This is a genomic window from Affinundibacterium amnicola (genome assembly GCF_014284275.1).
Taxonomy (GTDB): Bacteria; Pseudomonadota; Gammaproteobacteria; order Burkholderiales; family Burkholderiaceae_D; genus Undibacterium; species Undibacterium amnicola.
The window spans coordinates 44,617-68,329 of sequence record NZ_JACOFU010000007.1; the positions used below are offsets into that span (position 1 = coordinate 44,617).

General features: G+C 46.2%; 19 protein-coding genes. 1 reads left to right on the forward strand and 18 read right to left on the reverse strand.

Annotation, left to right across the window (positions count from 1 at the left end; genetic code table 11):
• Positions 1-129: 129 nt before the first annotated feature.
• The gene (secA, locus tag H8K33_RS15570; protein ID WP_186891977.1) at positions 130-2,892 is read right to left on the reverse strand and encodes a preprotein translocase subunit SecA; all 2,763 of its coding nucleotides are present in this window, start codon (positions 2,890-2,892) and stop codon (positions 130-132) included.
• Positions 2,893-3,257: 365 nt separating this feature from the next.
• Complete coding sequence (locus H8K33_RS15575) at positions 3,258-4,229, reverse strand: M23 family metallopeptidase (RefSeq protein WP_186891978.1); 972 nt, start codon at positions 4,227-4,229, stop codon at positions 3,258-3,260.
• 51 nt (positions 4,230-4,280) lie between these two features.
• On the opposite strand from H8K33_RS15575, the gene H8K33_RS15580 reads away from it, so the two are divergent.
• Positions 4,281-4,775 (forward strand): DciA family protein, encoded by a 495-nt coding sequence (locus H8K33_RS15580; RefSeq protein WP_246443665.1) that lies wholly within the window; start codon positions 4,281-4,283, stop codon positions 4,773-4,775.
• Between the two features lie 31 nt (positions 4,776-4,806).
• Here the strand turns inward: H8K33_RS15580 and lpxC are convergent, their stop codons facing one another.
• The 16 genes from lpxC to rsmH form a co-directional block, all read right to left on the reverse strand.
• Positions 4,807-5,742: a UDP-3-O-acyl-N-acetylglucosamine deacetylase gene (lpxC, locus tag H8K33_RS15585; RefSeq protein WP_186891979.1), complete on the reverse strand. Its 936-nt coding sequence runs from the start codon at positions 5,740-5,742 to the stop codon at positions 4,807-4,809.
• 134 nt (positions 5,743-5,876) lie between these two features.
• Complete coding sequence (locus tag H8K33_RS15590) at positions 5,877-6,383, reverse strand: peroxiredoxin (protein WP_186891980.1); 507 nt, start codon at positions 6,381-6,383, stop codon at positions 5,877-5,879.
• A 166-nt stretch (positions 6,384-6,549) separates the two neighbouring features.
• Positions 6,550-7,746, reverse strand: a complete 1,197-nt coding sequence (gene ftsZ / locus H8K33_RS15595) for a cell division protein FtsZ (protein ID WP_186892121.1) — start codon at positions 7,744-7,746, stop codon at positions 6,550-6,552.
• 181 nt (positions 7,747-7,927) lie between these two features.
• Positions 7,928-9,160, reverse strand: a complete 1,233-nt coding sequence (ftsA, locus tag H8K33_RS15600) for a cell division protein FtsA (protein ID WP_186891981.1) — start codon at positions 9,158-9,160, stop codon at positions 7,928-7,930.
• 172 nt (positions 9,161-9,332) lie between these two features.
• Positions 9,333-10,106: a cell division protein FtsQ/DivIB gene (locus tag H8K33_RS15605; RefSeq protein WP_186891982.1), complete on the reverse strand. Its 774-nt coding sequence runs from the start codon at positions 10,104-10,106 to the stop codon at positions 9,333-9,335.
• A gap of 30 nt (positions 10,107-10,136) precedes the next feature.
• Positions 10,137-11,081 carry a D-alanine--D-alanine ligase gene (locus H8K33_RS15610; protein ID WP_186891983.1) on the reverse strand — a complete coding sequence of 315 codons (945 nt, stop codon included), beginning with the start codon at positions 11,079-11,081 and terminating at the stop codon, positions 10,137-10,139.
• A 49-nt stretch (positions 11,082-11,130) separates the two neighbouring features.
• Positions 11,131-12,513 carry a UDP-N-acetylmuramate--L-alanine ligase gene (murC, locus tag H8K33_RS15615; RefSeq protein ID WP_186891984.1) on the reverse strand — a complete coding sequence of 461 codons (1,383 nt, stop codon included), beginning with the start codon at positions 12,511-12,513 and terminating at the stop codon, positions 11,131-11,133.
• A gap of 45 nt (positions 12,514-12,558) precedes the next feature.
• Positions 12,559-13,662, reverse strand: coding sequence for an undecaprenyldiphospho-muramoylpentapeptide beta-N-acetylglucosaminyltransferase (gene murG / locus H8K33_RS15620; RefSeq protein ID WP_246443667.1), 1,104 nt, complete (start codon positions 13,660-13,662; stop codon positions 12,559-12,561).
• Complete coding sequence (ftsW, locus tag H8K33_RS15625; RefSeq protein ID WP_246443678.1) at positions 13,659-14,792, reverse strand: putative lipid II flippase FtsW; 1,134 nt, start codon at positions 14,790-14,792, stop codon at positions 13,659-13,661. Before ftsW ends, murG begins: the two co-directional genes overlap by 4 nt.
• Before the next feature lie 83 nt (positions 14,793-14,875).
• Positions 14,876-16,375 (reverse strand): UDP-N-acetylmuramoyl-L-alanine--D-glutamate ligase, encoded by a 1,500-nt coding sequence (gene murD / locus H8K33_RS15630; RefSeq protein WP_186892123.1) that lies wholly within the window; start codon positions 16,373-16,375, stop codon positions 14,876-14,878.
• A gap of 179 nt (positions 16,376-16,554) precedes the next feature.
• Entirely contained in the window at positions 16,555-17,724 is a 1,170-nt protein-coding gene (gene mraY / locus H8K33_RS15635; protein WP_186891986.1) for a phospho-N-acetylmuramoyl-pentapeptide-transferase, read from the reverse strand.
• A 41-nt stretch (positions 17,725-17,765) separates the two neighbouring features.
• Positions 17,766-19,169 carry a UDP-N-acetylmuramoyl-tripeptide--D-alanyl-D-alanine ligase gene (locus H8K33_RS15640; RefSeq protein ID WP_186892124.1) on the reverse strand — a complete coding sequence of 468 codons (1,404 nt, stop codon included), beginning with the start codon at positions 19,167-19,169 and terminating at the stop codon, positions 17,766-17,768.
• Positions 19,169-20,725 carry a UDP-N-acetylmuramoyl-L-alanyl-D-glutamate--2,6-diaminopimelate ligase gene (locus H8K33_RS15645; protein WP_186891987.1) on the reverse strand — a complete coding sequence of 519 codons (1,557 nt, stop codon included), beginning with the start codon at positions 20,723-20,725 and terminating at the stop codon, positions 19,169-19,171. The genes H8K33_RS15640 and H8K33_RS15645 overlap by 1 nt, the downstream gene beginning before the upstream one ends.
• Positions 20,725-22,485: a penicillin-binding transpeptidase domain-containing protein gene (locus H8K33_RS15650; protein WP_186891988.1), complete on the reverse strand. Its 1,761-nt coding sequence runs from the start codon at positions 22,483-22,485 to the stop codon at positions 20,725-20,727. Before H8K33_RS15650 ends, H8K33_RS15645 begins: the two co-directional genes overlap by 1 nt.
• Positions 22,482-22,757, reverse strand: a complete 276-nt coding sequence (gene ftsL, locus H8K33_RS15655) for a cell division protein FtsL (RefSeq protein ID WP_186891989.1) — start codon at positions 22,755-22,757, stop codon at positions 22,482-22,484. The genes H8K33_RS15650 and ftsL overlap by 4 nt, the downstream gene beginning before the upstream one ends.
• Positions 22,757-23,710 (reverse strand): 16S rRNA (cytosine(1402)-N(4))-methyltransferase RsmH, encoded by a 954-nt coding sequence (gene rsmH, locus H8K33_RS15660; protein WP_186891990.1) that lies wholly within the window; start codon positions 23,708-23,710, stop codon positions 22,757-22,759. The genes ftsL and rsmH overlap by 1 nt, the downstream gene beginning before the upstream one ends.
• Between the last annotated feature and the right edge of the window lie 3 nt (positions 23,711-23,713).

A 23,713-nucleotide genomic window follows, 5' to 3' on the forward strand; every position in this document is an offset into this window, starting at 1 on the left:
CTCAAGCGATCACGACTGTTGTGCGGAGCTCGGTCAGAAAAAAGTGCCGGCACAGAAAACAAAAAAGACGGGATTTCCCGTCTTTTTTACTCGTCCCAAAACACAAGGACGATCAAGTTATTATCAAGCTTATGCTAGTTTGCCATGGCATTGCTTGTATTTCTTACCGCTACCGCATGGACAAGGATCATTACGTCCAATTTTAAAGCCATGATCAACCATAGGCGTATTGTCGTCTGCGATGACTGGAGTCGGTGCTAACATTTCTTCTGGCGAAGCATTTGCATCAAATTCCGCATGTTGATAATGAACATTTTCAATCTGAGATTGCGCCATTTGCTGCTCAGCTGCTTCGATTTCTTCACGAGATTGGATACGAACCGTCACAACGATGCGCACCACTTCATTTTTGATCAAATCCAACATCTGCGAGAATAATTCAAACGCTTCGCGTTTGTATTCTTGTTTAGGATTTTTTTGCGCATAGCCACGCAAATGAATACCTTGTCGCAAATGATCGAGTGCCGCCAAATGTTCGCGCCAGTGATTATCGATACTCTGCAACATGACACTTCGTTCAAATCCTGCAAAGGCATCTTTACCAACGACATCTAGTTTAGCATCGTATTCTGCTTTTGCAGCAGCGACTACACGTTCCAGAATATCTTCATCGGTTAAGTTCTTTTCTGTTTCCAATAAACTGACGAGATCCAAATTCAAAGACCATTCAGCGGCCAATACAGCCTGCAAACCTGGTAAGTCCCACTGTTCTTCCACGGTCTCAGCAGGAACGTACTGACGTACTAAATCATGGAACATGCCATCACGCAACGAGGCAATCATTTCTGACATATCGTGCGCTTCCAGCAATTCATTACGTTGCTGGTAAATTACTTTACGCTGATCATTCGCAACGTCATCGTACTCCAGCAATTGCTTACGAATATCAAAGTTACGTGCTTCAACTTTACGCTGAGCGGACTCAATCGAACGGCTGACAATACCAGCTTCAATTGGTTCGCCTTCTGGCATTTTCAATCTATCCATGATTGCGCGCACGCGATCACCAGCGAAGATGCGCAGCAAAGCATCATCTAAAGATAAATAGAAACGAGAAGATCCAGGATCACCCTGACGACCAGAACGACCACGCAATTGATTATCTACACGCCGTGATTCATGACGCTCAGTACCGACGATATGTAAGCCGCCAGCTGCCACCACTTGATCATGCAATGACTGCCATTCATTGCGTAATTTTTCTGATTGCTTTTGCTTTTCAGCGTCGGACAAAGTATCAGACGCTTCAATCAGTTGCACTTGTTTTGCGACATTCCCACCCAGAACGATATCGGTACCGCGACCAGCCATGTTGGTGGCGATCGTAATCGCTTTTGGACGGCCTGCCTGTGCAATGATTTCAGCTTCACGCGCATGCTGCTTCGCGTTCAAAACATTGTGTGGCAACTTCGCTTTATCCAAGATACCGGACAATAATTCAGAATTTTCAATCGAAGTTGTACCGACCAAAACAGGCTGTCCGCGCTCGTAACAATCTTGAATATCTTTGAGCATCGCGCCGTATTTTTCTTCGGCGGATTTGTATACCTGGTCTTGTCGGTCTTTACGCGCTGAAGGGCGATTCGGAGGAATCACCACCGTTTCAAGGCTGTAAATTTCTTGGAATTCGTAGGCTTCCGTATCCGCAGTACCCGTCATACCCGATAAACGTGCGTACATACGGAAGTAGTTTTGGAAAGTGATTGATGCCAAAGTTTGATTTTCGTTTTGAATACGAACGCCTTCTTTAGCTTCGACGGCCTGATGCAAACCATCAGACCAACGACGACCAGTCATCATGCGACCAGTGAATTCATCAACAATCACGATTTCATCGTTCAACACAACGTAGTGCTGGTCTTTAAAGTACAAAGCATGTGCACGCAAGGCTGCATACAAATGATGTACTAAGGAGATATTCGCTGCATCATACAAAGACGCACCTTCTGGCAATAGACCCATTTGCGTCAATATTTGCTCAGATTTATCGTGGCCTGCTTCAGTCAGCAAAACTTGATGTGATTTTTCATCTTTCGTGTAGTCACCCGGCACTTCGACCACACCTTTACCATCGGGCGTTTCTTCACCGATTTGCAGAGTCAACAACTTAGGAACTTCGTTGATTTTGTAATACAACTCGGTGTGATTTTCAGCCTGTCCAGAAATGATCAAAGGCGTTCGTGCTTCATCGATCAAAATCGAATCGACTTCATCGACCACCGCAAAATTCAAGGCGCGCTGAACACGATCTTTCGCTTCGTACACCATATTATCGCGGAGATAATCGAAGCCGAATTCATTATTCGTTCCGTAAGTTACGTCGGAACCATAGGCGACTTGTTTCGCATCGTGCTCTAACTGCGATAAATTTACCCCGGTCGTCAAACCTAACCAACCGTACAACTGTCCCATTTGATCAGCGTCACGTTGTGCCAAATAATCATTAACAGTAACAACATGCACACCCTTACCTGATAAAGCGTTCAGATAAATAGGCAAGGTTGCCATTAAAGTTTTACCTTCACCGGTACCCATTTCCGCGATCTTACCGAAATGCAAAGCCATGCCGCCGATTAATTGCACATCAAAATGGCGCATTTTTAAGACCCGCTTACTCGCCTCACGGCAAACCGCAAAGGCTTCCGGCAACAAACTATCTAAAGTCTCACCCTTGGCAAGGCGCTCTTTAAATTCTGGCGTTTTAGCCTTAAGTTGATCATCCGACAAAGTTTCATACTTTGGCTCTAATGCGTTGATTTCACGCACAATTTTTTGATATTGTTTCAAGAGCCTTTGATTACGGCTACCGAATATTTTGGTCAGGAATGACATGCTAGTAGTGAGTATGAAGGGTATAGGTTCTAAAACACTGCAACGGAACAAAAGTGCAGCAGATATGATTAACTTTTAATTTTAACATGGCTCACCTCCCTTTCCAGAATTTCTAAGGATAAGAACGGGGAGAATGAGGGAGAGGTGGTGTTAAATCGGACAAATTCAAGGCTAGATCAATTTTTTTGTGCGAGAAAATCAACATTTTAGATACCAAAAGCCAATTTACCGCAAACTTAAGTAGCCGCTACAACAGACATCTGAGCTCCTAAATCAACAATGTTCACCCTACGAGTGGAGGGAATTGTGGATAACAGTTTGACATTGATTATGCGGCTTGAGCGGCTTGACCGACTTGCGAAGATTCAGCGAACCAAACTTGCCAATTTCGACACATCGCTGCCGTCACCACCAGCATTCAAGAATTTGTGCGGATTTTGTGGCACACCTTTAATCCTCACTTCGAAATGTAAGTGCGCACCCGTTGAACGTCCAGTTGAACCAATGTTGGCAATATGCTGACCACGTTTCACAATATCACCCACTTTTGCTAACAACTTCGACGCATGTGCGTAACGCGTCATCATATCGCCGCCATGATCAATTTCCAGCATATTGCCAAACTCAGGATGGTATTCTGCAGAAACCACCACGCCACCAGCGGCAGCAACAATTGGCGTTCCGTTAGGCGCAGAGAAATCCAATCCTTCATGAAAAGCAGTACGACCGGAAAATGGATCCAGCCGGCGACCAAAAGTGGAGGCGTTATAACCAACATTGACCGGAACAATTGTCGGCAATAATTTTGCTTGCAGCTTAAAGCTCATTAACTTCGACTCAACCACATTCAAATAATCAGAGCGATAACTAAGATCTTTGGATAACGCATCTAAGGAAGCTTGGAAATCTTGTAAATTTAAATCTGATTTCGGCACATCATTCAACACCTCTGCGCCGCCTCGGCCAGGCAGCTCTTTGAAATTAAACTCCTCTGGCTTCACGCCAGCCAATCCCTGAACTCGCTCTCCGAGTGCATCTAAGCGAATTAACTGTGCTTGCATTTCACCAATTTTGACCGCCATTGCTGCCAAATTTTCTTTTAAATACTTATCATTGCTGCTCAAAGAGCCCGCGCTTGAGACTAGCATCGTCTGCGGTAAAATATTTTTAATCCAACCAGATTCGCTATCTGCAAACCTGGCGAACAGATTCATAAGTGAAAATGAAGCTAGCAATGCTAGCAATGTAAAAACCGACAGAAAAATGATCAGATGTGTCGATGACAAAGTCACTGACTTTGCCTGGGTCAATCGTGAATGCATAATGATGACTTGCATTAACCGTTACCTCCGTGATCAACAAGTTTAAATTATGGTAATGTGCGCAATATGCAATCACCTCATCCAACTTACCGATTAAATGTCAAACGTGGCAAAAAGATGGCTCAGACCAATGAGATAGCGTCATTTTTAAGACATAACGACAAGCTATCTCCACTTTTACCGACAGTTAAGCGAAATATTTCGCTACAAAAAGAGTGCAAGAAAGCCTTGCCTGCAATCTTCGATGGCTGCGAGGTTTTGAACCTCAATGAGGACCAACTGGTGATGTCGACGCCAAACGCCTCGATTGCCGCGAAATTAAAGCAACAATTGCCAAAATTGCAGGCACATTTGCAGCAAACAGGCTGGCAGATTAACGCAATCAAGATCAAAGTACAAGTCAAGCGCGCGATCGTTAAGCCAGATCCGATAAAGCAGGCAGTACTCACTGGCTCTGCCTTGAATGCATTTGAGGAACTAAAAAATAACTTAGAAACAACGCCGCAAAACGCAGAATTGAAAGCAGCACTTGCGCGATTACTTAATCGAAATCAGCGCTAACACCGCCCATTTACTTGCAAATAGCTGGAATTTAATTGAAAGCCCACTCGCGCTCTTCTTGAAAAGCGTAGGTTTTTGGGGCAGATTTAATGTCATCAAAGGTCACGATTTCATAAGCATCAGGTTGTGCTAACAACACACGTAGTAACTGATTATTTAATCCATGCCCCGATTTATGCGCGGTATAACTTGCCAAAAATGGGTGTCCGATCAGATACAAATCACCGATCGCATCAAGAATTTTGTGTCGAACAAATTCATCGTCAAAACGTAAACCGTCCGCGTTAAGTATCCGATATTCGTCCATGACGATGGCATTTTCCAGCGAACCACCACGCGCTAATCCAATTCCACGCAACATCTCGACATCTTGCATAAAGCCGAATGTCCGCGCGCGCGCTACGTCTTTTACATACGAGACCTGCTCAAAATCAACTTCAGCAGTTTGATTCGTTCCATCAACAGCTGGATGATTAAATTCTATAAAAAAATGTAACTTAAAACCGTCATATGGTTCTAAGCGTGCCCACTTTTCTGATTTGCCACTTCCCTCACGAATTTCCACTGGCTTTAACACACGAATAAATTTTTTCGCAGCTTCTTGCTCTTGCATTCCAGCCTGCTGCAACAAGTACACAAATGACGAGGCCGAGCCATCCATAATTGGAATTTCTTCTGCACTCACATCAATATAAATATTATCAATACCCAGACCAGCGCAAGCAGAAAGTAGATGCTCAACAGTGGAAACCTTAGCGCCATCCTTCGTTAAAGTGGATGCCATTTTCGTATCGCCAATATTTAATGCGGTAGCAGGAAACACCACAGGCGGCAACAAATCAACGCGCGTAAATATAATCCCTGCATCGACTGGAGCGGGGCGAAGAGTCAGCGTAACCTTGGTTCCGGAATGCACACCGACACCAATAGTTTTAACTTCTTTTTGTATTGTTCTTTGCTTTAACATGCTGAGATTATAAATCGCAAAACAAATTCACGCAGAGAATTCATTACGGACGTACAAGATTGGGTTTGATCAAAAAAAATGCGCATCAGGCTGACGCGCATTTTCTGTATCAAACGACAGTAATTTTTGGCAAATTAAGCTAGTTGTGCCAACATCGTTTCTGCATTCGAAACCGCAAAATTGCCGCCTTCTTCGATGTTCAAATGCTTAACCACGCCATCAACGACCACCATAGAATAACGCTGAGAACGAACACCCATACCAAACTTGCTGAAGTCAGCATCGAGACCCAATGCTTTACTGAAAGCTGCATTGCCATCAGCCATCATACGTACCACGCCAGTTGCTTTTTGATCGCGACCCCAAGCACCCATAACGAAGGCATCGTTCACGGAAATACACCAAATTTCATCAACACCCTTGGCTTTTAATGCGGCTGCATGTTCTACATAACCAGGCACATGTTTCGCAGAGCAGGTTGGTGTGTAGGCACCAGGCAATCCAAAAATCGCAATCGTTTTACCTTTAGTAAGTTCCGCTACATCAAAGGTATTCGGGCCTAATGAACAGCCTTCTGATTCGACTTCGATAAATTCAGCCAGACTACCCGCAGGTAATTTGTCACCAATCTTGATGCTCATAATGAACTCCCTAAAAATTAAAATATGTGAATTTTCGCCCGATCATTTGCTGATGCAGGAAAGTATGCAAGTATGCCCTAAAGAAAAAAAATTTGCAGAAAGCAAAACGCCAGTCACTTGACTGGCGTTTTGCTTGATTCTGAACTAGCTAACTTAGTAGACTTACTCAATCAGCCTGCTTACGCAAAAATGCTGGAATATCATAAGTTTCCATACCATTTTTTTCCAATGCACGAACTTGCTCAGTTGCAGAATGACGCCAAACCGCTGGCTTGGTCAAACTATCAAAACCAGCGCTCACAGAACTGGTTGTTTTGCTAGCCGTCGTAGTCATCGCAGGACTTGCCATCATCACTGGCTCGTCATTCGTACCGGTACGTAACATCGGCGTTTGCACCAACTGGATATTTTTCTTGCCGCGTCCCAAACCAGTTGCGACAACAGTGACGCGAATCTCATCACCCATCGTATCGTCGTAAGCAATACCTTGCGCAATCGAAGCATCCGGTGCAGCAAACGCACGCACCGCCGCCATTACTTCTTTAATTTCTTTACCTTTCAAACCACGGCTCGCAGTAACGTTCACCAAAACACCGCGCGCGCCAGATAAATCAATACCATCCAATAATGGTGAGGCGACCGCCTGTTCCGCTGCGATACGTGCACGATCAACACCTGATGCTGTCGCCGTTCCCATCATCGCTTTACCTTGCTCACCCATAATGGTTTTCACGTCATTGAAATCGACGTTGATATGGCCTGGTACGTTAATGATTTCTGCGATACCTGCAACCGCATTATTCAAAACATTATCAGCGTGACCCAACCACTCGATCATGCTGTCGTCTTCGTAAATCTCCTCGAGTTTTTCATTCAAGATGATGATCAAAGAATCGACATGCTTAGACAAAGCTTCTAAACCTTCGTCAGCGATATCCATACATTTCTTACCTTCGTAAGAGAATGGTTTAGACACAACCGCTACTGTTAATGCGCCTTGTTCTTTCGCGATTTGTGCAACTACTGGTGCAGCACCAGTGCCTGTACCACCGCCCATACCCGCTGCGATAAATACCATGTGTGCGCCACGCAAAGCATCTTCAATACGCGTACGGGACTCTTCAGCCAACTGACGACCCACCTCAGGCTTCATCCCTGCACCAAGACCTGTTTCACCAATCTGGATCACATTGTGTGCACCAGATTGTGTCAATGCCTGCGCATCTGTATTTGCAGCGATGAACTCAACGCCAGAAACACCTTTGTTAATCATATGCTGTACGGCATTACCACCTGCGCCACCGACACCAACGACTTTGATCACTGTGCCCTGCGTAGCGTTATCGACCATATCGAACTCCATCATGAATCCCCCAAGTAGGCAGTTTTCAGTCGCTAATCCTCACACTATGTGATGCCTAGCGAATGAAAACTGTATTTCGCAACATTATAAAATGATTGCAGCAAATTGTCGTAAAAAATCTGCTACAAATCGCCTCATTTCATCTATAAAGAAACACTATTTTTCAAAACAAAAAATGGAATTAGAAATTCCCTTGAAACCATTCCTTCATACGCTGCCAAACTGCACTCGCCGAACCCGCCTGACGCGTCACAATATGACCTCGTAAGTACTGCTTCTTCGCTTCCAACAACAAACCTAAGACCGTTGCATAACGCGGACTACGAACGACATCCGCCAATTGACCTGAATACGCCGGCATCCCTAAACGCGCAGGCTTTAAGAAAATGTCTTCGGCCATTTCAACCATGCCTTGCATGGTTGAAGAACCACCGGTTAACACAATGCCCGATGAGAGGACATCTTCATAACCAGATTCACGCACCACTTGGTGTACCAATGCAAATAGCTCTTCCACACGCGGCTCTATTACTGCAGCGAGCGCCTGCCGCGACAGAGATCTTGGACCACGATCACCTAAGCCCGGCACTTCCAAAGTATCTGCTGGATCAGCCAACACTTGCTTGGCGACGCCAAAACGAATTTTGATTTCTTCTGCTTCTGAAGTTGGCGTGCGCAATGCCATCGCGATGTCATTGGTGATTTGATCGCCAGCAATTGGAATCACAGCAGTGTGGCGAATCGAACCTTCACTGAACACTGCAACGTCTGTTGTTCCACCACCGATGTCGATCAACACCACACCTAATTCTTTTTCGTCGTTGGTCAACACCGCATCCGCAGAAGCCATCGGTTGCAAAATCAAATCAGATACTTCCAAGCCGCAACGACGCACGCACTTCACAATGTTCTGAACAGCCGACACTGCGCCCGTCACAATATGCACTTTCACTTCCAATCGAATGCCGCTCATGCCGATTGGTTCACGCACATCATCTTGACTATCAACGATAAATTCTTGTGGCAAGGTATGCAGTAATTGCTGATCGGTAGGAATATTCACGGCCTTCGCGGTTTCAATCACGCGCGACACATCCGCTGCGGTCACTTCTTTATCTTTGATCGCCACCATGCCACTGGAATTAAAACTACGAATATGACTACCTGCAATACCTGTGTACACAGTGCGAATTTTGCAGTCAGCCATCAGTTCAGCTTCTTCCAATGCGCGCTGAATTGATTCGACAGTCGCTTCAATATTGACGACTACGCCCTTCTTTAACCCTTTCGACTCATGCTGACCCAAGCCAATCACCTCATGGCGCCCATCGGGCATCACTTCAGCAACAACCGCCACAATTTTCGATGTGCCGATATCGAGGCCAACGATCAGGTTCTTTGCGTCTTTTGTCATAGTCTTCCACTTACGTATTTAAGGTACTCGTTCTCGTAGGTAGTATTGATTCAATTATTCAACAACTACTTACCACCATATTTAGTGACTCACGTCCCAACTCAACTACTCACTCAACTGCTAGCTCGGCTACTAGCTCAGCTACTAGCTCACTTACTTGTTGACCCGTCGCTCATTTGGCAACAGGCTTATTTCCTAAACCAAATCCACCACTACCAGATTGCAATGCTAAGCCGTTTGGATAACGCATATCGACACTGATAATCCTATCCTGCAAGCGCGTAACTAACTGAGGATAGACTTTAATTAATTGATCAACACGTCGTTTCAATCCACCCTGATCCTGCACCTTGCCCAACTCCACACGCAATCCATTATTCAACACGACCGTCCAGGCATATCGACTAGAGTAAGCAACTTCCTCAGGCTCCAGATTGATGCTGGCAAACCAGTCTTTGAATTGACGATATTGCGCAATCACCTCTTTCTCACTACCCTCAGGGCCGATAAAACCAACCAATTCTGTGTCTTCTTCTGCTTCGGCCAAATTCGCTGTGAACACATCGCCTGCAGTGGAGATTAATCGCCCATCTTCACCCCAAGTTCCCAGCACTTCATGCTCTTCCAACGACACCAACAATTTATCTGGCCACACTCTTTGTACGCTTGCTCTTCGCACCCATGGCACGGATTCAAATGCCAATCTGACTTGATCCAAATTTGTCGTAAAAAAGTTTCCTTTGATTTTAGGTAGCGCCTGATCACGTATCGTCAATGCATTCACATGCCGCAATTCTCTTTTTTGATCACCTTCAACTCGCACTGTATGCAAAGAAAATATAGGCCGTTGAATCACCCACCAAACACCCGACGCAAGCAAGACTAGCAGCACCAAACCGAATAAGGCATTAGCGATTGCATTGAGCAGCTTTGCGTCTTGCCACATAAAATCAGTATCTACTTTCTACGCAATCAATTATTCTGAGTCAGTCGCAGTTTTCAAACGCGCTGTCTTCAAAATTTCTATACAAACATCTTCATAACTCATACCCGCCGCCTTCGCCGCCATCGGTACTAAGGAATGGCCAGTCATACCAGGAGAAGTATTAATCTCAATCAGAAATGGTTTGTTATCGCTAGCACGTAGTAACACATCGATGCGTGCCCAGCCTTCACAATTCACTGCACGATAAGCCTCTTCACACATGGTCTTAATTTCTTGTGTCAATGCCTCATCGATAGGTGCCGGACATAAATATTTAGTGTCATCGGTAAAATATTTATTTTGATAATCGTAGTTACCATCAGGTGCAACAATTTCTATCAGTGGCAATGCATAAGCACCTGCACCGCGTCCTAATACTGCGACGGTCAACTCACGTCCTTGAATAAATTCTTCCGCCAACACTTCTTCATCAAACTTGGCAGCCAATTGATACGCCGCTGGCAAGACATCTGCACTAGTGACTTTCGTGATGCCGATCGTTGAACCTTCATGCGGTGGTTTGACGATCAGCGGCAAACCTAATTGATCGGCAACTTTGCTCAAATCTGTAGACGCATTCAGTACCGCATATTTAGGCGTCGTCAATGCGTGATACAACCAGATCTTCTTAGTGAAAATCTTGTCCATTGCCACCGATGATGCCATTACACCACTACCGGTGTAGGGAATACCCAACTGCTCCAAAGCCCCTTGCAAACTACCGTCTTCACCATAGCGTCCATGTAATGCGATAAACACGCGATCAAATTTTTCTGCGGCGAGATCTGCCAAACTGCGTTCAGCTGGATCAAAACCATGTGCATCGACGCCACGACTTTTCAGCGCATTCAAGACACCTGTGCCAGACATGATGGAAACTTCGCGCTCTGCTGAGCGACCACCGAACAACACACCAACTTTGCCTAGTTCTTTCATTTTGTATTCATCCAATTCAATAATTTATTTAGTGATTTTTTACACCGCTCTATTTGCCCGCGAGTTTTCCTGGTACGGTACTAATCGATCCTGCACCCATCACGATCAAGACATCGCCGTCACCTAGCATTTGTCGCAATGCATCAGGCATGTCTTGCATATTCTCTACAAAAATTGGTTCGACTTTACCCAGCACACGCAAAGCTCTGGTCATCGCACGGCCATCCGCAGCGACGATAGGTGCTTCGCCTGCCGCATACACTTCCGCTAAAACAACGGCATCTGCGGTCGACATCACTTTCACAAAATCTTCAAACAAATCACGCGTACGGGTATAACGGTGCGGCTGAAATGCCAGCACCAAACGACGACCTGGATAAGCACCGCGCGCTGCCGCCAAAGTAGCCGCCATTTCGACTGGATGATGACCGTAATCATCCACTAAGGCGAAATGTCCACCGTTTTCCAAAGCAATTTCGCCATAACGTGTAAAGCGGCGACCAACACCATTAAATTCACTTAATGCTTTTTGTGTCGCGCTATCTTCAACACCCACTTCACGCGCAATCGCAATCGCCGCGCAAGCATTTTGCACATTGTGCATACCGGGTTGATTCAAACTCACTTGCATGTCGGCATAGCCTTTTTGCACTACGGTGAAATGCATCTTGCCATTCGCCGCACTGGCGTTAATCGCGCGCACTTCCGCTTCTTCGTGAAAACCGTAAGTCACAATTGTCTTGGTGATTTTTGGCATGATCTCGCGAATATTGGGATCATCCATACACAACATGGCGACGCCGTAAAATGGCAAACGCAAAGTAAAATCGACGAACGCTTGTTTCAATTTCGCGAAATCGTGATCATAGGTTTCCATATGATCCGCATCAATATTCGTGATGACTTCAATCACTGGTAATAAATTCAAAAACGAAGCATCCGATTCATCTGCTTCTGCCACAATGTACTGGCCACTACCAAGTTTCGCGTTGGCGCCCGCGCTATTAAGTAATCCACCGATGACGAAGGTAGGATCTAAACCGCCCTCGGCCAAAATACTCGCGACCAAACTCGTGGTCGTCGTCTTACCATGGGTGCCAGCAATCGCGATGCCGCTTTTCAAACGCATTAATTCCGTCAACATCAAAGCGCGTGGCACGATAGGAATATGTTTCTCACGTGCGGCGATTACTTCTGGGTTATCGGCTTTGACAGCAGTTGAGGTAACAACAGCATCCGCGCCTTCGATATTTTCTGCGGCATGACCGACTGTCACTTTCGCACCCAAGCTTGCTAAACGCTGTGAAGCGACATTACTACTCAGGTCAGATCCTGAAATCACATAACCCAGATTCAATAGCACTTCGGCGATGCCACTCATACCTGAGCCACCGATACCGACAAAATGTAAGTGCTTCACTTTATGTTTCATAATTCTCTCGTTGAACCTAATAATTTCTTACGTTTTTTTGTACACTTATTGCGCCAAATTTTCTAATATCGTCGCTATCGTTTGATTCGCATCGCGCTTGCCCATTTGATAGGCCGCTTGTGCCAACTGCAAACATCGTTCACGCTGCATACTTTGTATCAACTCTGCTAATCGCTGCGCGCTCAATTCGGTTTGTGGCAAATGAATCGCGCCACCCGCTTGACTCAACCACTCCGCGTTCGCTTTTTGATGCGAAGTACTAGATGCCACCAATGGCACCAAGACACTAGCAACGCCAACTGCGGTCAATTCCGATACCGTGATCGCGCCAGCACGACAAATCACCAAATCGGCATCGGCATAACGACGCGGCATGTCGTGAATAAAATCCAAAACTTCTGCTTCCACCTTTTGCGCGGCATAGCGTTGGCACAAAGCTTCTACATGTTGTTTTCCAGATTGATGCGCGACATGTGGACGCTGATCTTCTGGAATTAATGCAAGTGCATCAGGTACCGCTTCATTGAGTACTCGCGCGCCGAGACTTCCGCCGACGACTAAAATTTTCAAAGGTCCTTGATGCTGTGCGTAACGCTCTTCTGGCATTCCCAACTCAGTCATTTCACGACGTATCGGATTACCAGTAAAAACAAATTTCTGCTCTTGCATAGGCGCATTGGAAGGCAAACCAAACATCAGTTTTTTCGCAAATGACTTCAATGCTTTATTCGACAACAACAAAGGTGCATCGGCATTCATCAATGCCATAGGCTTACCCAATAATGCGCTACTAATACCACCCGGCACCGTGACATAACCGCCCATACCCAACACCACATCGGGTTGACGTTTGCTCACAATACGTAAGCATGAGAAAAAACTCGCTACCAACTTGAACGCGCCAGTAATGCTATGTCGCAAACCTTTACCGCGCAGACCAGTAAAATCTAATTGATCCATCGCGATTCCATGCTTGGCAACGATCTCGCCTTCCATACCAGTCTTGGTTCCGAGCCACGACACTGTCCACCCGCGTTGCTGCATTTCGGCGGCGATTGCCAAGCCAGGAAAAATATGTCCGCCGGTACCGGCTGCCATAATCAATAAATGTTTTTTCTTATTCGCCGACATTACATCTTTGCTCGTCATATCCGTCCCCCACGCATCATCAAACGATTTTCATAATCGATTCTGAGCAAGAGGGTTAAACCCACACAATTAATCAACACACCACTACCGCCATAACTCATCAATGGCAAAGTCAAACCTTTGGTTGGCAACAAACCTAAATTCACACCCATGTTGATGAAGGTTTGTATGCCTATCCAGATACCGATGCCTTTTGCCGTCAAGCCCGCAAAAGTCGCATCTAACACAATCGCCTGACGGCCAATTTCAAAGGCACGTTTGACGATCCAATAAAACAAATAGATCACCACAGCAACGCCAACAAAACCTAGTTCTTCACCAATCACCGCTAACAAAAAATCTGTATGCGCTTCTGGCAAATAATGCAGTTTCTCGACGCTCGCACCCAAGCCCACGCCAAATAATTCGCCACGGCCAAAAGCAATCAGCGAGTGCGTTAATTGATAGGCTTTACCTAGGGCATTGTCTTCTTCGAATGGATTCAGATACGCAAAAATCCGTTCACGTCGCCAAGGTGATAACAAAATCACCGAGGTAAAAATTCCAACCAGCGCCGCCGCGATGCCACCAAACCAAATACCGTTAATGCCACCCAAAAACAAAATACCCATGGCGATACAAACAATCACGCCAAATGCCCCAAGATCTGGCTCCAACAATAACAACAAGCCCAAGACCGCGACCGTAATCATCATCGGCAAAAAGCCTTTGGTCAGCTTATGCATAAACTCTTGCTTACGCACCGTGTAATCGGCTGCATATAAAACCATAAACAACTTCATCATTTCGGAAGGCTGTACATTAAAAGCCTTGAATGAAATCCAGCGCTTTGCACCATTCACACCTTTACCTATACCGGGTATCAACACCAACACTAACAAAACTAAAGTCGCGATAAACAAATACGGCGCCAACTTTTGCCAATCTTCAATGCGCAAACGAAAAATAATAAAACTCGCCAAAATCGACACCGTCACAAAAATCGCTTGACGAATCAAAAAATGATTGTTTTTGTAGTTCGCATACTTCGGCGAATCAGGCAAAGAAATCGAGGCGGAATACACCATCACCATGCCAAACACCATCAAAATCAAAGTCACCCAAACTAAGGCCTGGTCATACTCCATCATTTTTGAACGCTGTACAAAATGGGTCGATGTCTGCTGATTATCAGACCAACGCCACGGGTTCAAATTGAGGAATAGCTGCTTCATCAGCAAACCTCGCCACGATTCAATGCAATGTCACGTACCGCATCGATAAACACTTGTGCTCTATGCGCATAATTCTTAAACATGTCCAAACTAGCGCAAGCTGGTGACAATAAAACGATGTCGCCTTCTTGCGCCATTTCACCCGCCTTTGCCACTGCGTTTTCCAAGCTATCAACAAGCTGCATATCAACCGCAGTCACATTCAAAGCAGATTGAATTTCAGCAGCATCTTTACCGATCAATAAAACGGATTTGACATAGCGTGACACTGGCGAAGCTAGCGGGCTAAAATCCTGGCCTTTACCATCTCCGCCCGCGATCAAAATGATCTTTTGACTAGCACCACCCGCTTCTTCGCCCAAGCCTTTTAATGCCGCAACCGTTGCGCCAACATTCGTACCTTTGCTGTCATCGAAGTAATCCACACCGGCGATAGTCGTCACCAATTCAACACGATGCGGTTCACCTTTGTATTCGCGCAAGGCATGCAACAATGGGGCTAGTGGCAAACCAATGCCACGACATAAAGCCAAAGCGGCAAGCGCATTGCTGGCATTGTGTTGACCACGAATTTTTAAAGCGTCGGCTGGCATTAAGCGTGTTATCGTTAATGGCATTTCCACCACTTCTTTTTTGCGTTTACGCGATGAGGCTTGTTCATCTTCATCGGCATTCGCTACCGCCAACCAGGTCATACCTTGATCATGCAGTAAACCAAACTCCGCATCGTGCTGCGGCGCAGTGCAGGAAAAACTCAGAAAATGTGAATTTGGGCGTTGCATTACCATCACTTGTTCATCATCACGATTTAACACTTGCAACGTGCTTGTGCCGAAAATTTTGGCTTTATCAGCACAATAATTTTTCATATCGCCGTGCCAATCCAAATGATCTTGTGTCACATTTAAGACGGTAGCAACATCCGGATTCAAGCTGATATTGGTATGCAATTGGAAGCTGGATAATTCCAATACCCAGACTTGCGGCAGCGTCTCACTGTCAATACATTCACATAACACATCCAACATCGCGGGACTAATATTGCCGGCAACTTTGACTGTCAATCCAGCTCGCGCGCACAATTGACCAGTCAAACTAGTCACTGTCGTTTTACCGTTGGTGCCCGTGATTGCGATCACCTTTGGCGTATAATTATTCTGTTCTTTGAGGTCGGCTAAGGCTTGCGCGAACAATTCCAACTCTCCCCAAACAGGAATAGCATTTTCTTGTGCAGCTTGAAGAATAATCTGTAACTCACCATCCGGTGCTAAGCCAGGACTAACAACGACAATATCGACACCCTCAACATGTGCGGTCTGTAATTCCCCACCAAAAAATTCGGCTTCTGGCGCGAGTTCTTTCAGGGCAGATAAACGGTCTGGATTACTGCGTGTATCGATTACGCGCAAGCGCGCACCACAACGCTGCAACCAACGTGCCATCGCCAGACCAGATTCACCTAGCCCGACGATCAATACCTGTTTATCTGAAAACACCATGCTCATACCAGAGTAACCATTCCACTTATAAATAGGGCTTACGCAAAACAGACGCTAGCGTCGTTGGTTCGCCTCGCCCCCTGCCTTCGCAGGGGCAGGCCAAGCAACCGTACTGTCTTCGGCTTCCCGCCTAGCTAGCGCAATTTTGCGTAAGTCCTAATAAAAACCATCAACGCAGCTTAACGCAGCTTCAAAGACGACAAACCTAATAACACCAACAGCATCGTCACGATCCAAAAACGCACTACGACTTGCGTTTCTTTCCAACCTTTTTGCTCAAAATGGTGGTGCAAAGGCGCCATCAAGAACAAGCGCTTGCCGACACCATATTTTTTCTTGGTGAATTTGAAGTACATCACTTGCAACATTACCGAGAAAGTTTCGACGACAAAAATCCCGCCCATAATGAACAACACCACTTCTTGACGCACAATCACGGCGACCGTACCGAGTGCGCCACCCAAAGCTAAAGCACCTACATCGCCCATAAACACCTGTGCCGGATGCGCGTTAAACCAAAGAAATGCCAAACCCGCACCCGCCATCGCACCACAGAAAATGAGCAACTCACCTGCACCAGGAATGTAAGGAATCAACAAATATTTCGAGTAGCCAGCATGGCCCGTGAGGTAAGCAAAAAGCCCCAATGCCGATCCAACCATAATCGTCGGCATAATCGCCAAACCATCTAAACCGTCGGTGAGATTCACCGCATTGCTCGTACCAACAATCACGCAAAAGGTCAGTGCGATAAAGCCCCAAACACCGAGCGGATAATTAAAGGTTTTAAAGAATGGAATAATCAAATCGGCCTTTGGTGGCAAATCCATACTGAAACCTGACTGCACCCAAGCAAAAAATAATTCCATCACTTTGGTATTGGTCGGCGCAGATACGGAGAACGCCAAATAAATCGCCGCCACGATACCGATCAAGGATTGCCAGAAAAACTTTTCGCGCGACGCCATCCCATTTGGATCGCGATACACGACTTTGCGATAATCATCAACCCATCCAATCGCACCAAATCCCAAGGTCACGATCAACACCACCCAGACAAAACGATTACTCAAATCCGACCACAACAAAGTGGAGATGCCGATAGAAATCAACACCAAAGCACCGCCCATCGTCGGCGTACCAGACTTAATCAAGTGCGTTTGTGGACCATCCGTACGTACCGCCTGGCCAACTTTTAAACGTGTCAACATACGAATCACCGCAGGACCAGCGATCAGGCCTATAGAGATTGCCGTCATGGTCGCGAACACCGCACGGAAAGTAATAAATCCGAACACGCGGAAGAAACCGATGTCTTGTTTAAAAAGTTCTGCCAACCAAAGCAACATAATATTTTTCCCTAATTATTTTTAATTTTTTCTAATTGTTTTTAATGTGTTCCTGATGCTGCGGTATTTCCAATGACATTCATCAAATGTGCGACGACACGTTCCATCTTCATAAAACGTGATCCCTTAATCAAGATCGTATTGCCGCTACCGTTTTGATGATCTAACTTCGCCAACAGCATGCTCAATTCATCAAAATGCTGTGCACCGCTACCGAAGGCTATGGTCGACGATTTCGCCAATGAACCTAAGGTATATAAATGTTGAATGCCTTGCGCTTTGGCGTATTGCCCAATTTCTTGATGGAAGGCCGCGCCATCAGCGCCAACCTCGCCCATGTCGCCAAGTACCAACGTCGTTTCTGCAGTGACTTTGGCTAACACATCAATCGCCGCCTTCACAGAATCTGGATTCGCGTTATAGGTGTCATCAATCAAGCGCGCACCTGCTGCGGCCATTTTCAATTGCAAGCGACCTGACACTGGCGCGAATGCTTGCAATCCCTCAACGATTTTTGCAGCAGAAATACCAATCGCCGAACAGCAAGCGGCGGCCGCCAAGGCATTCAAAACATTGTGCTGACCAGCCGCAGCCAGCTGCACTGTAACCGCTTCGCCCTGAATCGACATCTGAATATCACTACCAAAATCTTGTGCAATAAAACTGCCCGACACATCAGCCTTTTGATCTGCTTTTTGTGCAGAATTTGAAACCAAACCAAAAGTCAGCGTTTTGCGTTGTCCTGCAAATTCTTTCCAGATCGCTGTATACGTATCATCTGCGGGAAACACTGCAACACCATCGGCTGGCAAACTTTGAATCACCGCGCCATTTTCAATCGCAACTGCTTCTACCGTTTGCATAAATTCTTGATGTTCACGCTGGGCGTTATTGACCAAGGCCACATTCGCTTGTGCTATCGCACTCAAGATCGCGATCTCACCAGGATGATTCATACCTAATTCGAATACCGCTGCTTGATGTTGGGCTTGCAAACGGAATACGGTGAGCGGTACACCGATTTCATTATTCAGATTTCCTTTGGTGGAAATCATGTGCTCGCTGCCGTACTGCGCCAACAGAATAGAGGCGATCATTTCTTTTACGGTGGTCTTGCCATTGCTGCCGGTAACAGCAATGACTGGCAAAGTAAATTGCTGACGCCAATGAGCTGCGATCGCAGCCAATGCCAGCTTGGTATCTGGTACGATCAGCGCAGGAACGGAAAAATTCTCAGGCACACGTTCAACGATCACCGCCGCTGCACCAGACTCAGCAACCATCTCCAGAAAATCATGCGCATCAAAAGTTTCACCGCGCAAAGCAAGAAACACATTGCCTTGTTCTATCTTGCGGCTATCCGTACTTAAACCAGTGAAAGCCACATCGGCTGTGATGATGGAATTCGCCACCACTTTCTGCAATGTATGTAAGGATGAGCGTATCAAGTTGACCTCCGCATTGCACTATTCGTAGCAACAGTCGCCAAGGCTAACAGCGCATGTTCTTCATCGGAAAATGGCCATTTTTTTCCATTGATATCTTGGTAGTTCTCATGACCTTTTCCTGCGATCAAAATCACATCATTTGATTGCGCATGTTTGACCGCATATAAAATTGCACTCGCACGATCAACGATGGCATTGGGTGTACCATTCATACCAGCAAGAATATCTTGGACAATTTTTTCAGGATCTTCGGTGCGCGGATTATCGCTCGTCACCACCACGTGTTGCGCCAACTGAGCGATCTTGCCCATCTGTGGACGCTTGCCAGGATCGCGATCACCACCGCAACCAAATACGCACCATAAATTCCCTTGACGCTCTTGCGCTACTTGCTGCAAAGCTTGCAAAGTTTTTTCTAAAGCATCTGGGGTATGCGCATAATCCACCACGACCATCGCTTGTCCATTAGAACCAAGTTGCTGCATGCGTCCTTGAACTGAGCTCAATTTTTCTATGGTAGAGATTGCCCGTTCGAAGGCGATGCCTTTCATCAAAAGCACACCCAAAACACCCAGCACATTGCTGACATTAAAGCGCCCTATCATTTGCGTCTTCAGCACGCCGCTACCAAAAGGTGAATCTAGATAGAACTGTGTTCCAATATGTGTGGTCTTTAATTGCGAAGCTCGCAGCGTTGGTATCGTAGATTCGTTTACAGCATCGATGCTGTAAGCTAGTAATTTGAGTTCTGGTTTATCGCTCGCTAATCGCTGCAATAATTCCAATCCAAAAGCATCATCCGCATTGATCACACCAGCTTGCAAGCCCTGCCATTGAAACAAAGCTTCCTTTGCTGCTGCATAGGCTTCCATCGTGCCGTGATAATCAAGGTGGTCGCGGGTTAAATTCGTGAACAAAGCCACGTCTACATGCAAGGCATTTAAACGACCTTGATGAATGCCAATCGAAGACGCTTCAATCGCTAAACTCTTGGCACCATTCTTTTTCAAATTAGCCAAACGCGCTTGTAGTTGCAAGGCATCCGGCGTAGTAAAACCAGTCTCTTGCAACTGACTAATCACACCATCGCGATAATTGCCTACGCCTAAAGTGCCGATCACAGCAGCAGGCGCGCCTTGCATCGATAAGGCTTTGGCTATCCATTGCGAACAAGAGGTTTTGCCGTTCGTGCCCGTCACTGCCACGCTGAACATATCTTGATCAGGCCTGTCGTACCATAGATTTGCAATCGCACCCAGTAAGTCAATCAAGCCATCCACAGCCAGATGAGAAACACTAATTTCTTGTGCAATGTCCGCGCCATTCTTTTCAAACACAATCGCCCCTGCGCCACGCTCAATCGCATTATGAATAAAGGCACGACCATCACCTGTGCTTCCGGCTATAGGGAAAGCGAAAAATACATCACCAGCCAAAATCTCACGCGAATCGGAAGTTAATTTCCCTTGAGGCGCATGGTGTTTGAGCCATTGCACTATCGCTGCCACAGAAGTGGCTAACGACTCTTGATCTTTACTATTTAATTCACTCATCACAAACTCTCCTGTACGCTAGGTTCAGGAATAATATTCATCACCGAAGAATCGGGAACCACGTTCATAGAACGCAAAACGTTCGCTGTAATTGCAGCGAACACAGGACCGGCAACTGAGCCACCGTAGTAGACACCGCCACTAGGCTCATCAATCATGACAGCGACGATAATCCGTGGATTCGATACCGGCGCAAATCCAACAAAGTCACCGATGTATTTATTCACATACTTGCCATGTTCAATTTTGTGCGCGGTACCAGTTTTACCCGCAACGCGATAACCGGGCACGCGCGCTTGCGTGGCCGTACCACCTGGTTGCGTCACGCTTTCTAACATTTCACGCATTTGCATTGCGGTTTTTTCTGAAATCACGCGGGTCCCAACTGGCATCGCTGTTGACTGTTGAAAAGTCAAAGGAATCATGTCTCCTTTACGTGCAAAAATCATATAAGCACGGGCGATTTGTAACAGTGAAACAGAAAGACCATGGCCGTAGCTCATGGTCGCTTGCTCAATTGGTTTCCAGGTTTTGAAATTGCGCATGCGACCTGCAACCGCGCCGGGAAAACCGATGTTCGGTTGCTGTCCAAATCCCAAGGTCGCAAACATTTCCCACATTTCTTGTGGTGGCATTTGCAAAGCCATTTTTGCCGTGCCGATATTGGAGGATTTTTGAATCACACCCGCTACCGTCAGAGTTCCTTGTCTGTGTGCATCATGAATCGTGGCGGAACCGATCGTCATATGACCAGGTGCGGTTTCGATCAAGGTATCGGGCTTGACTCTGCCAGTATCTAAGGCTAAGGCCACAGGAAATGGCTTCATGGTAGAACCAGGCTCGAAGGTATCCGTGATCACGCGATTGCGTAATTGCGCACCAGTTAATACTGAACGGTCATTTGGATTGTAGGTCGGCAAATTAACCAGTGCTAAGATTTCTCCTGTCTGCACGTCTAGCACAACTGCACCGCCTGCTTTTGCCTTGAATTTTTCCACTGCATCTTTCAAATGCGTGTAGGCAATGTATTGAATTTTGCTATCGATCGACAGCTTCATATCTTTACCATCATGCGGTGGACGTACCGATTCAATATCTTCAACCACACGTCCCAAGCGATCTTTGATCACGCGACGGCTGCCGGTTTTACCAGCAAGATTTTTTTCTGAAGCTAATTCAATACCTTCTTGTCCTTTGTCTTCCACATTGGTGAAGCCCACCACATGTGCCATGACTTCGCCTTCAGGGTAGAAGCGTTTGTATTCTTTTTCTGTCTTCACACCCGGAATATTCAGCGCGAGAACTTTATCCACCAAAGGCTGTTCAGCTTGACGTTTCAAATAAACAAACTGGCGATCCAAAACCAATTTTTTACGCAACTCTTGCTCACTCATATCTAATAGCGCAGCTAATTGCACAATTTTTTCTTGCGGTGCTTCGAGTACACTTTCTGAGCTCGCCCAAATGGCTTTCACTGGTACAGACGATGCTAATACTTGACCATGTCTATCGATGATTTTGCCGCGTGTGGCTGATAATTCCAGAGTTCGTGCATAACGGCTTGCTCCTTGCTTTTGCAGGAATTCCGTTGACATACCTTGCAACCAAAGTGCGCGCACAATCAACGCAACAAAAGCAGCGAATAAGAAAAACAACACTAAACGCGAACGCCACACCGGCAATTTAACCGCCAGCAAAGGGCTGGAAGAAAAAGACACGCCTTTACCAGCAGCAGTACGTGAAGAAGATGGACGACTCACTTGACCACCTCAGCAGTCAAATACTGCGTACGAGCAGGCGTTACATGCGCCATTCCCAACTCTGCGCTAGCAACCGCTTCGATACGTGCGTGTTTACCAAAAGTTGACTGATCTAATTTCAGTTGAGTCCACTCAACTTCATATTGCTGGCTCAAGGTTTTTGCGCGTTCAATCTCAATAAACAGGCGACGTGCCTGATACTGCGAATTAATTAAAGACAGGGCAGAAACCACCAATAGTAAGCCCAGCAATAAGTTCAGGCGCGTACTCATCAGCTTGCTCCTATGCGTTGAGCAACGCGCATAATCGCCGAACGAGCACGCGGATTACGCAGAACTTCTTGTTCAGTTGGTTTCATGCGTGAGATCAAACGCATTTGCGGTTTAGGCAAATCGACATCGCGAATCGGCAAGCGCCGATCTGGCTGCGCCACTTTGACTTTCGAGGCAAAAAATTGCTTGACGATGCGATCTTCCAAAGAATGGAAGCTAATGATCGCCATCCTTGCATCCGGCGCTAGGCTATCGTAAGCCGCGACTAAACCGATCTCGAGGTCTTCAAGCTCTTTATTGATGAAAATCCGTATAGCTTGAAAGGTGCGAGTTGCCGGGTCTTTGCCCTTCTCGCGAGTTTTGACGGCGTGTGCGACGAGTTCGGCAAGCTGCCGAGTACTTGAAATGGACTCGCTCGCCCTGCGAGCAACAATCGCCTTTGCAATCTGAAAAGCAAACCGTTCTTCCCCATAATTTTCTATAACCTCTCTAATTTTTTGTTCATCTTCATGCGCCAGCCACTCTGCCGCTGAAATACCACGCGTGGTATCCATGCGCATATCCAAAGGACCATCATTTCTAAAACTAAACCCACGCTCAGCGTCATCGACTTGCGGCGATGAGATACCAAGATCCATCAACACACCATCGACTTGATTGATACCTAAATGTGTCAACTCTGCACGCATATCGGCAAAGCTCTCATGCACGATAGAAAAACGTGGATCATGAATTTGTTCGGCATTAGCGATCGCATATGGATCTTTATCAAACGCAATCAAACGGCCTTGTGGTCCCAATTGACTGAGCAATTTGCGACTGTGACCGCCACGCCCAAAAGTACCGTCAACATAAATACCATTGGCACGTGCGCCCTGAATATCGAGTGCATCTATAGCCTCGTCCAGTAACACCGTGTGGTGAATCAGCTCTCCCGGAGTAGTAACAGTCATGAT

Coding starts and splice junctions, on each gene's coding strand:
- H8K33_RS15580 (WP_246443665.1), top strand. CDS start 4,281: ATGCAATCACCTCATCCAACTTACCGATTAAATGTCAAACGTGGCAAA.
- murD (WP_186892123.1), bottom strand. CDS start 16,375: ATGGTGTTTTCAGATAAACAGGTATTGATCGTCGGGCTAGGTGAATCT.
- ftsL (WP_186891989.1), bottom strand. CDS start 22,757: ATGAGTACGCGCCTGAACTTATTGCTGGGCTTACTATTGGTGGTTTCT.
- lpxC (WP_186891979.1), bottom strand. CDS start 5,742: ATGTTAAAGCAAAGAACAATACAAAAAGAAGTTAAAACTATTGGTGTC.
- rsmH (WP_186891990.1), bottom strand. CDS start 23,710: ATGACTGTTACTACTCCGGGAGAGCTGATTCACCACACGGTGTTACTG.
- ftsZ (WP_186892121.1), bottom strand. CDS start 7,746: ATGGAGTTCGATATGGTCGATAACGCTACGCAGGGCACAGTGATCAAA.
- secA (WP_186891977.1), bottom strand. CDS start 2,892: ATGTCATTCCTGACCAAAATATTCGGTAGCCGTAATCAAAGGCTCTTG.
- ftsA (WP_186891981.1), bottom strand. CDS start 9,160: ATGACAAAAGACGCAAAGAACCTGATCGTTGGCCTCGATATCGGCACA.
- murG (WP_246443667.1), bottom strand. CDS start 13,662: ATGACGAGCAAAGATGTAATGTCGGCGAATAAGAAAAAACATTTATTG.
- H8K33_RS15575 (WP_186891978.1), bottom strand. CDS start 4,229: ATGCAAGTCATCATTATGCATTCACGATTGACCCAGGCAAAGTCAGTG.
- H8K33_RS15610 (WP_186891983.1), bottom strand. CDS start 11,081: ATGAAAGAACTAGGCAAAGTTGGTGTGTTGTTCGGTGGTCGCTCAGCA.
- H8K33_RS15590 (WP_186891980.1), bottom strand. CDS start 6,383: ATGAGCATCAAGATTGGTGACAAATTACCTGCGGGTAGTCTGGCTGAA.
- murC (WP_186891984.1), bottom strand. CDS start 12,513: ATGAAACATAAAGTGAAGCACTTACATTTTGTCGGTATCGGTGGCTCA.
- mraY (WP_186891986.1), bottom strand. CDS start 17,724: ATGTTGCTTTGGTTGGCAGAACTTTTTAAACAAGACATCGGTTTCTTC.
- H8K33_RS15645 (WP_186891987.1), bottom strand. CDS start 20,725: ATGAGTGAATTAAATAGTAAAGATCAAGAGTCGTTAGCCACTTCTGTG.
- ftsW (WP_246443678.1), bottom strand. CDS start 14,792: ATGATGGAGTATGACCAGGCCTTAGTTTGGGTGACTTTGATTTTGATG.
- H8K33_RS15605 (WP_186891982.1), bottom strand. CDS start 10,106: ATGTGGCAAGACGCAAAGCTGCTCAATGCAATCGCTAATGCCTTATTC.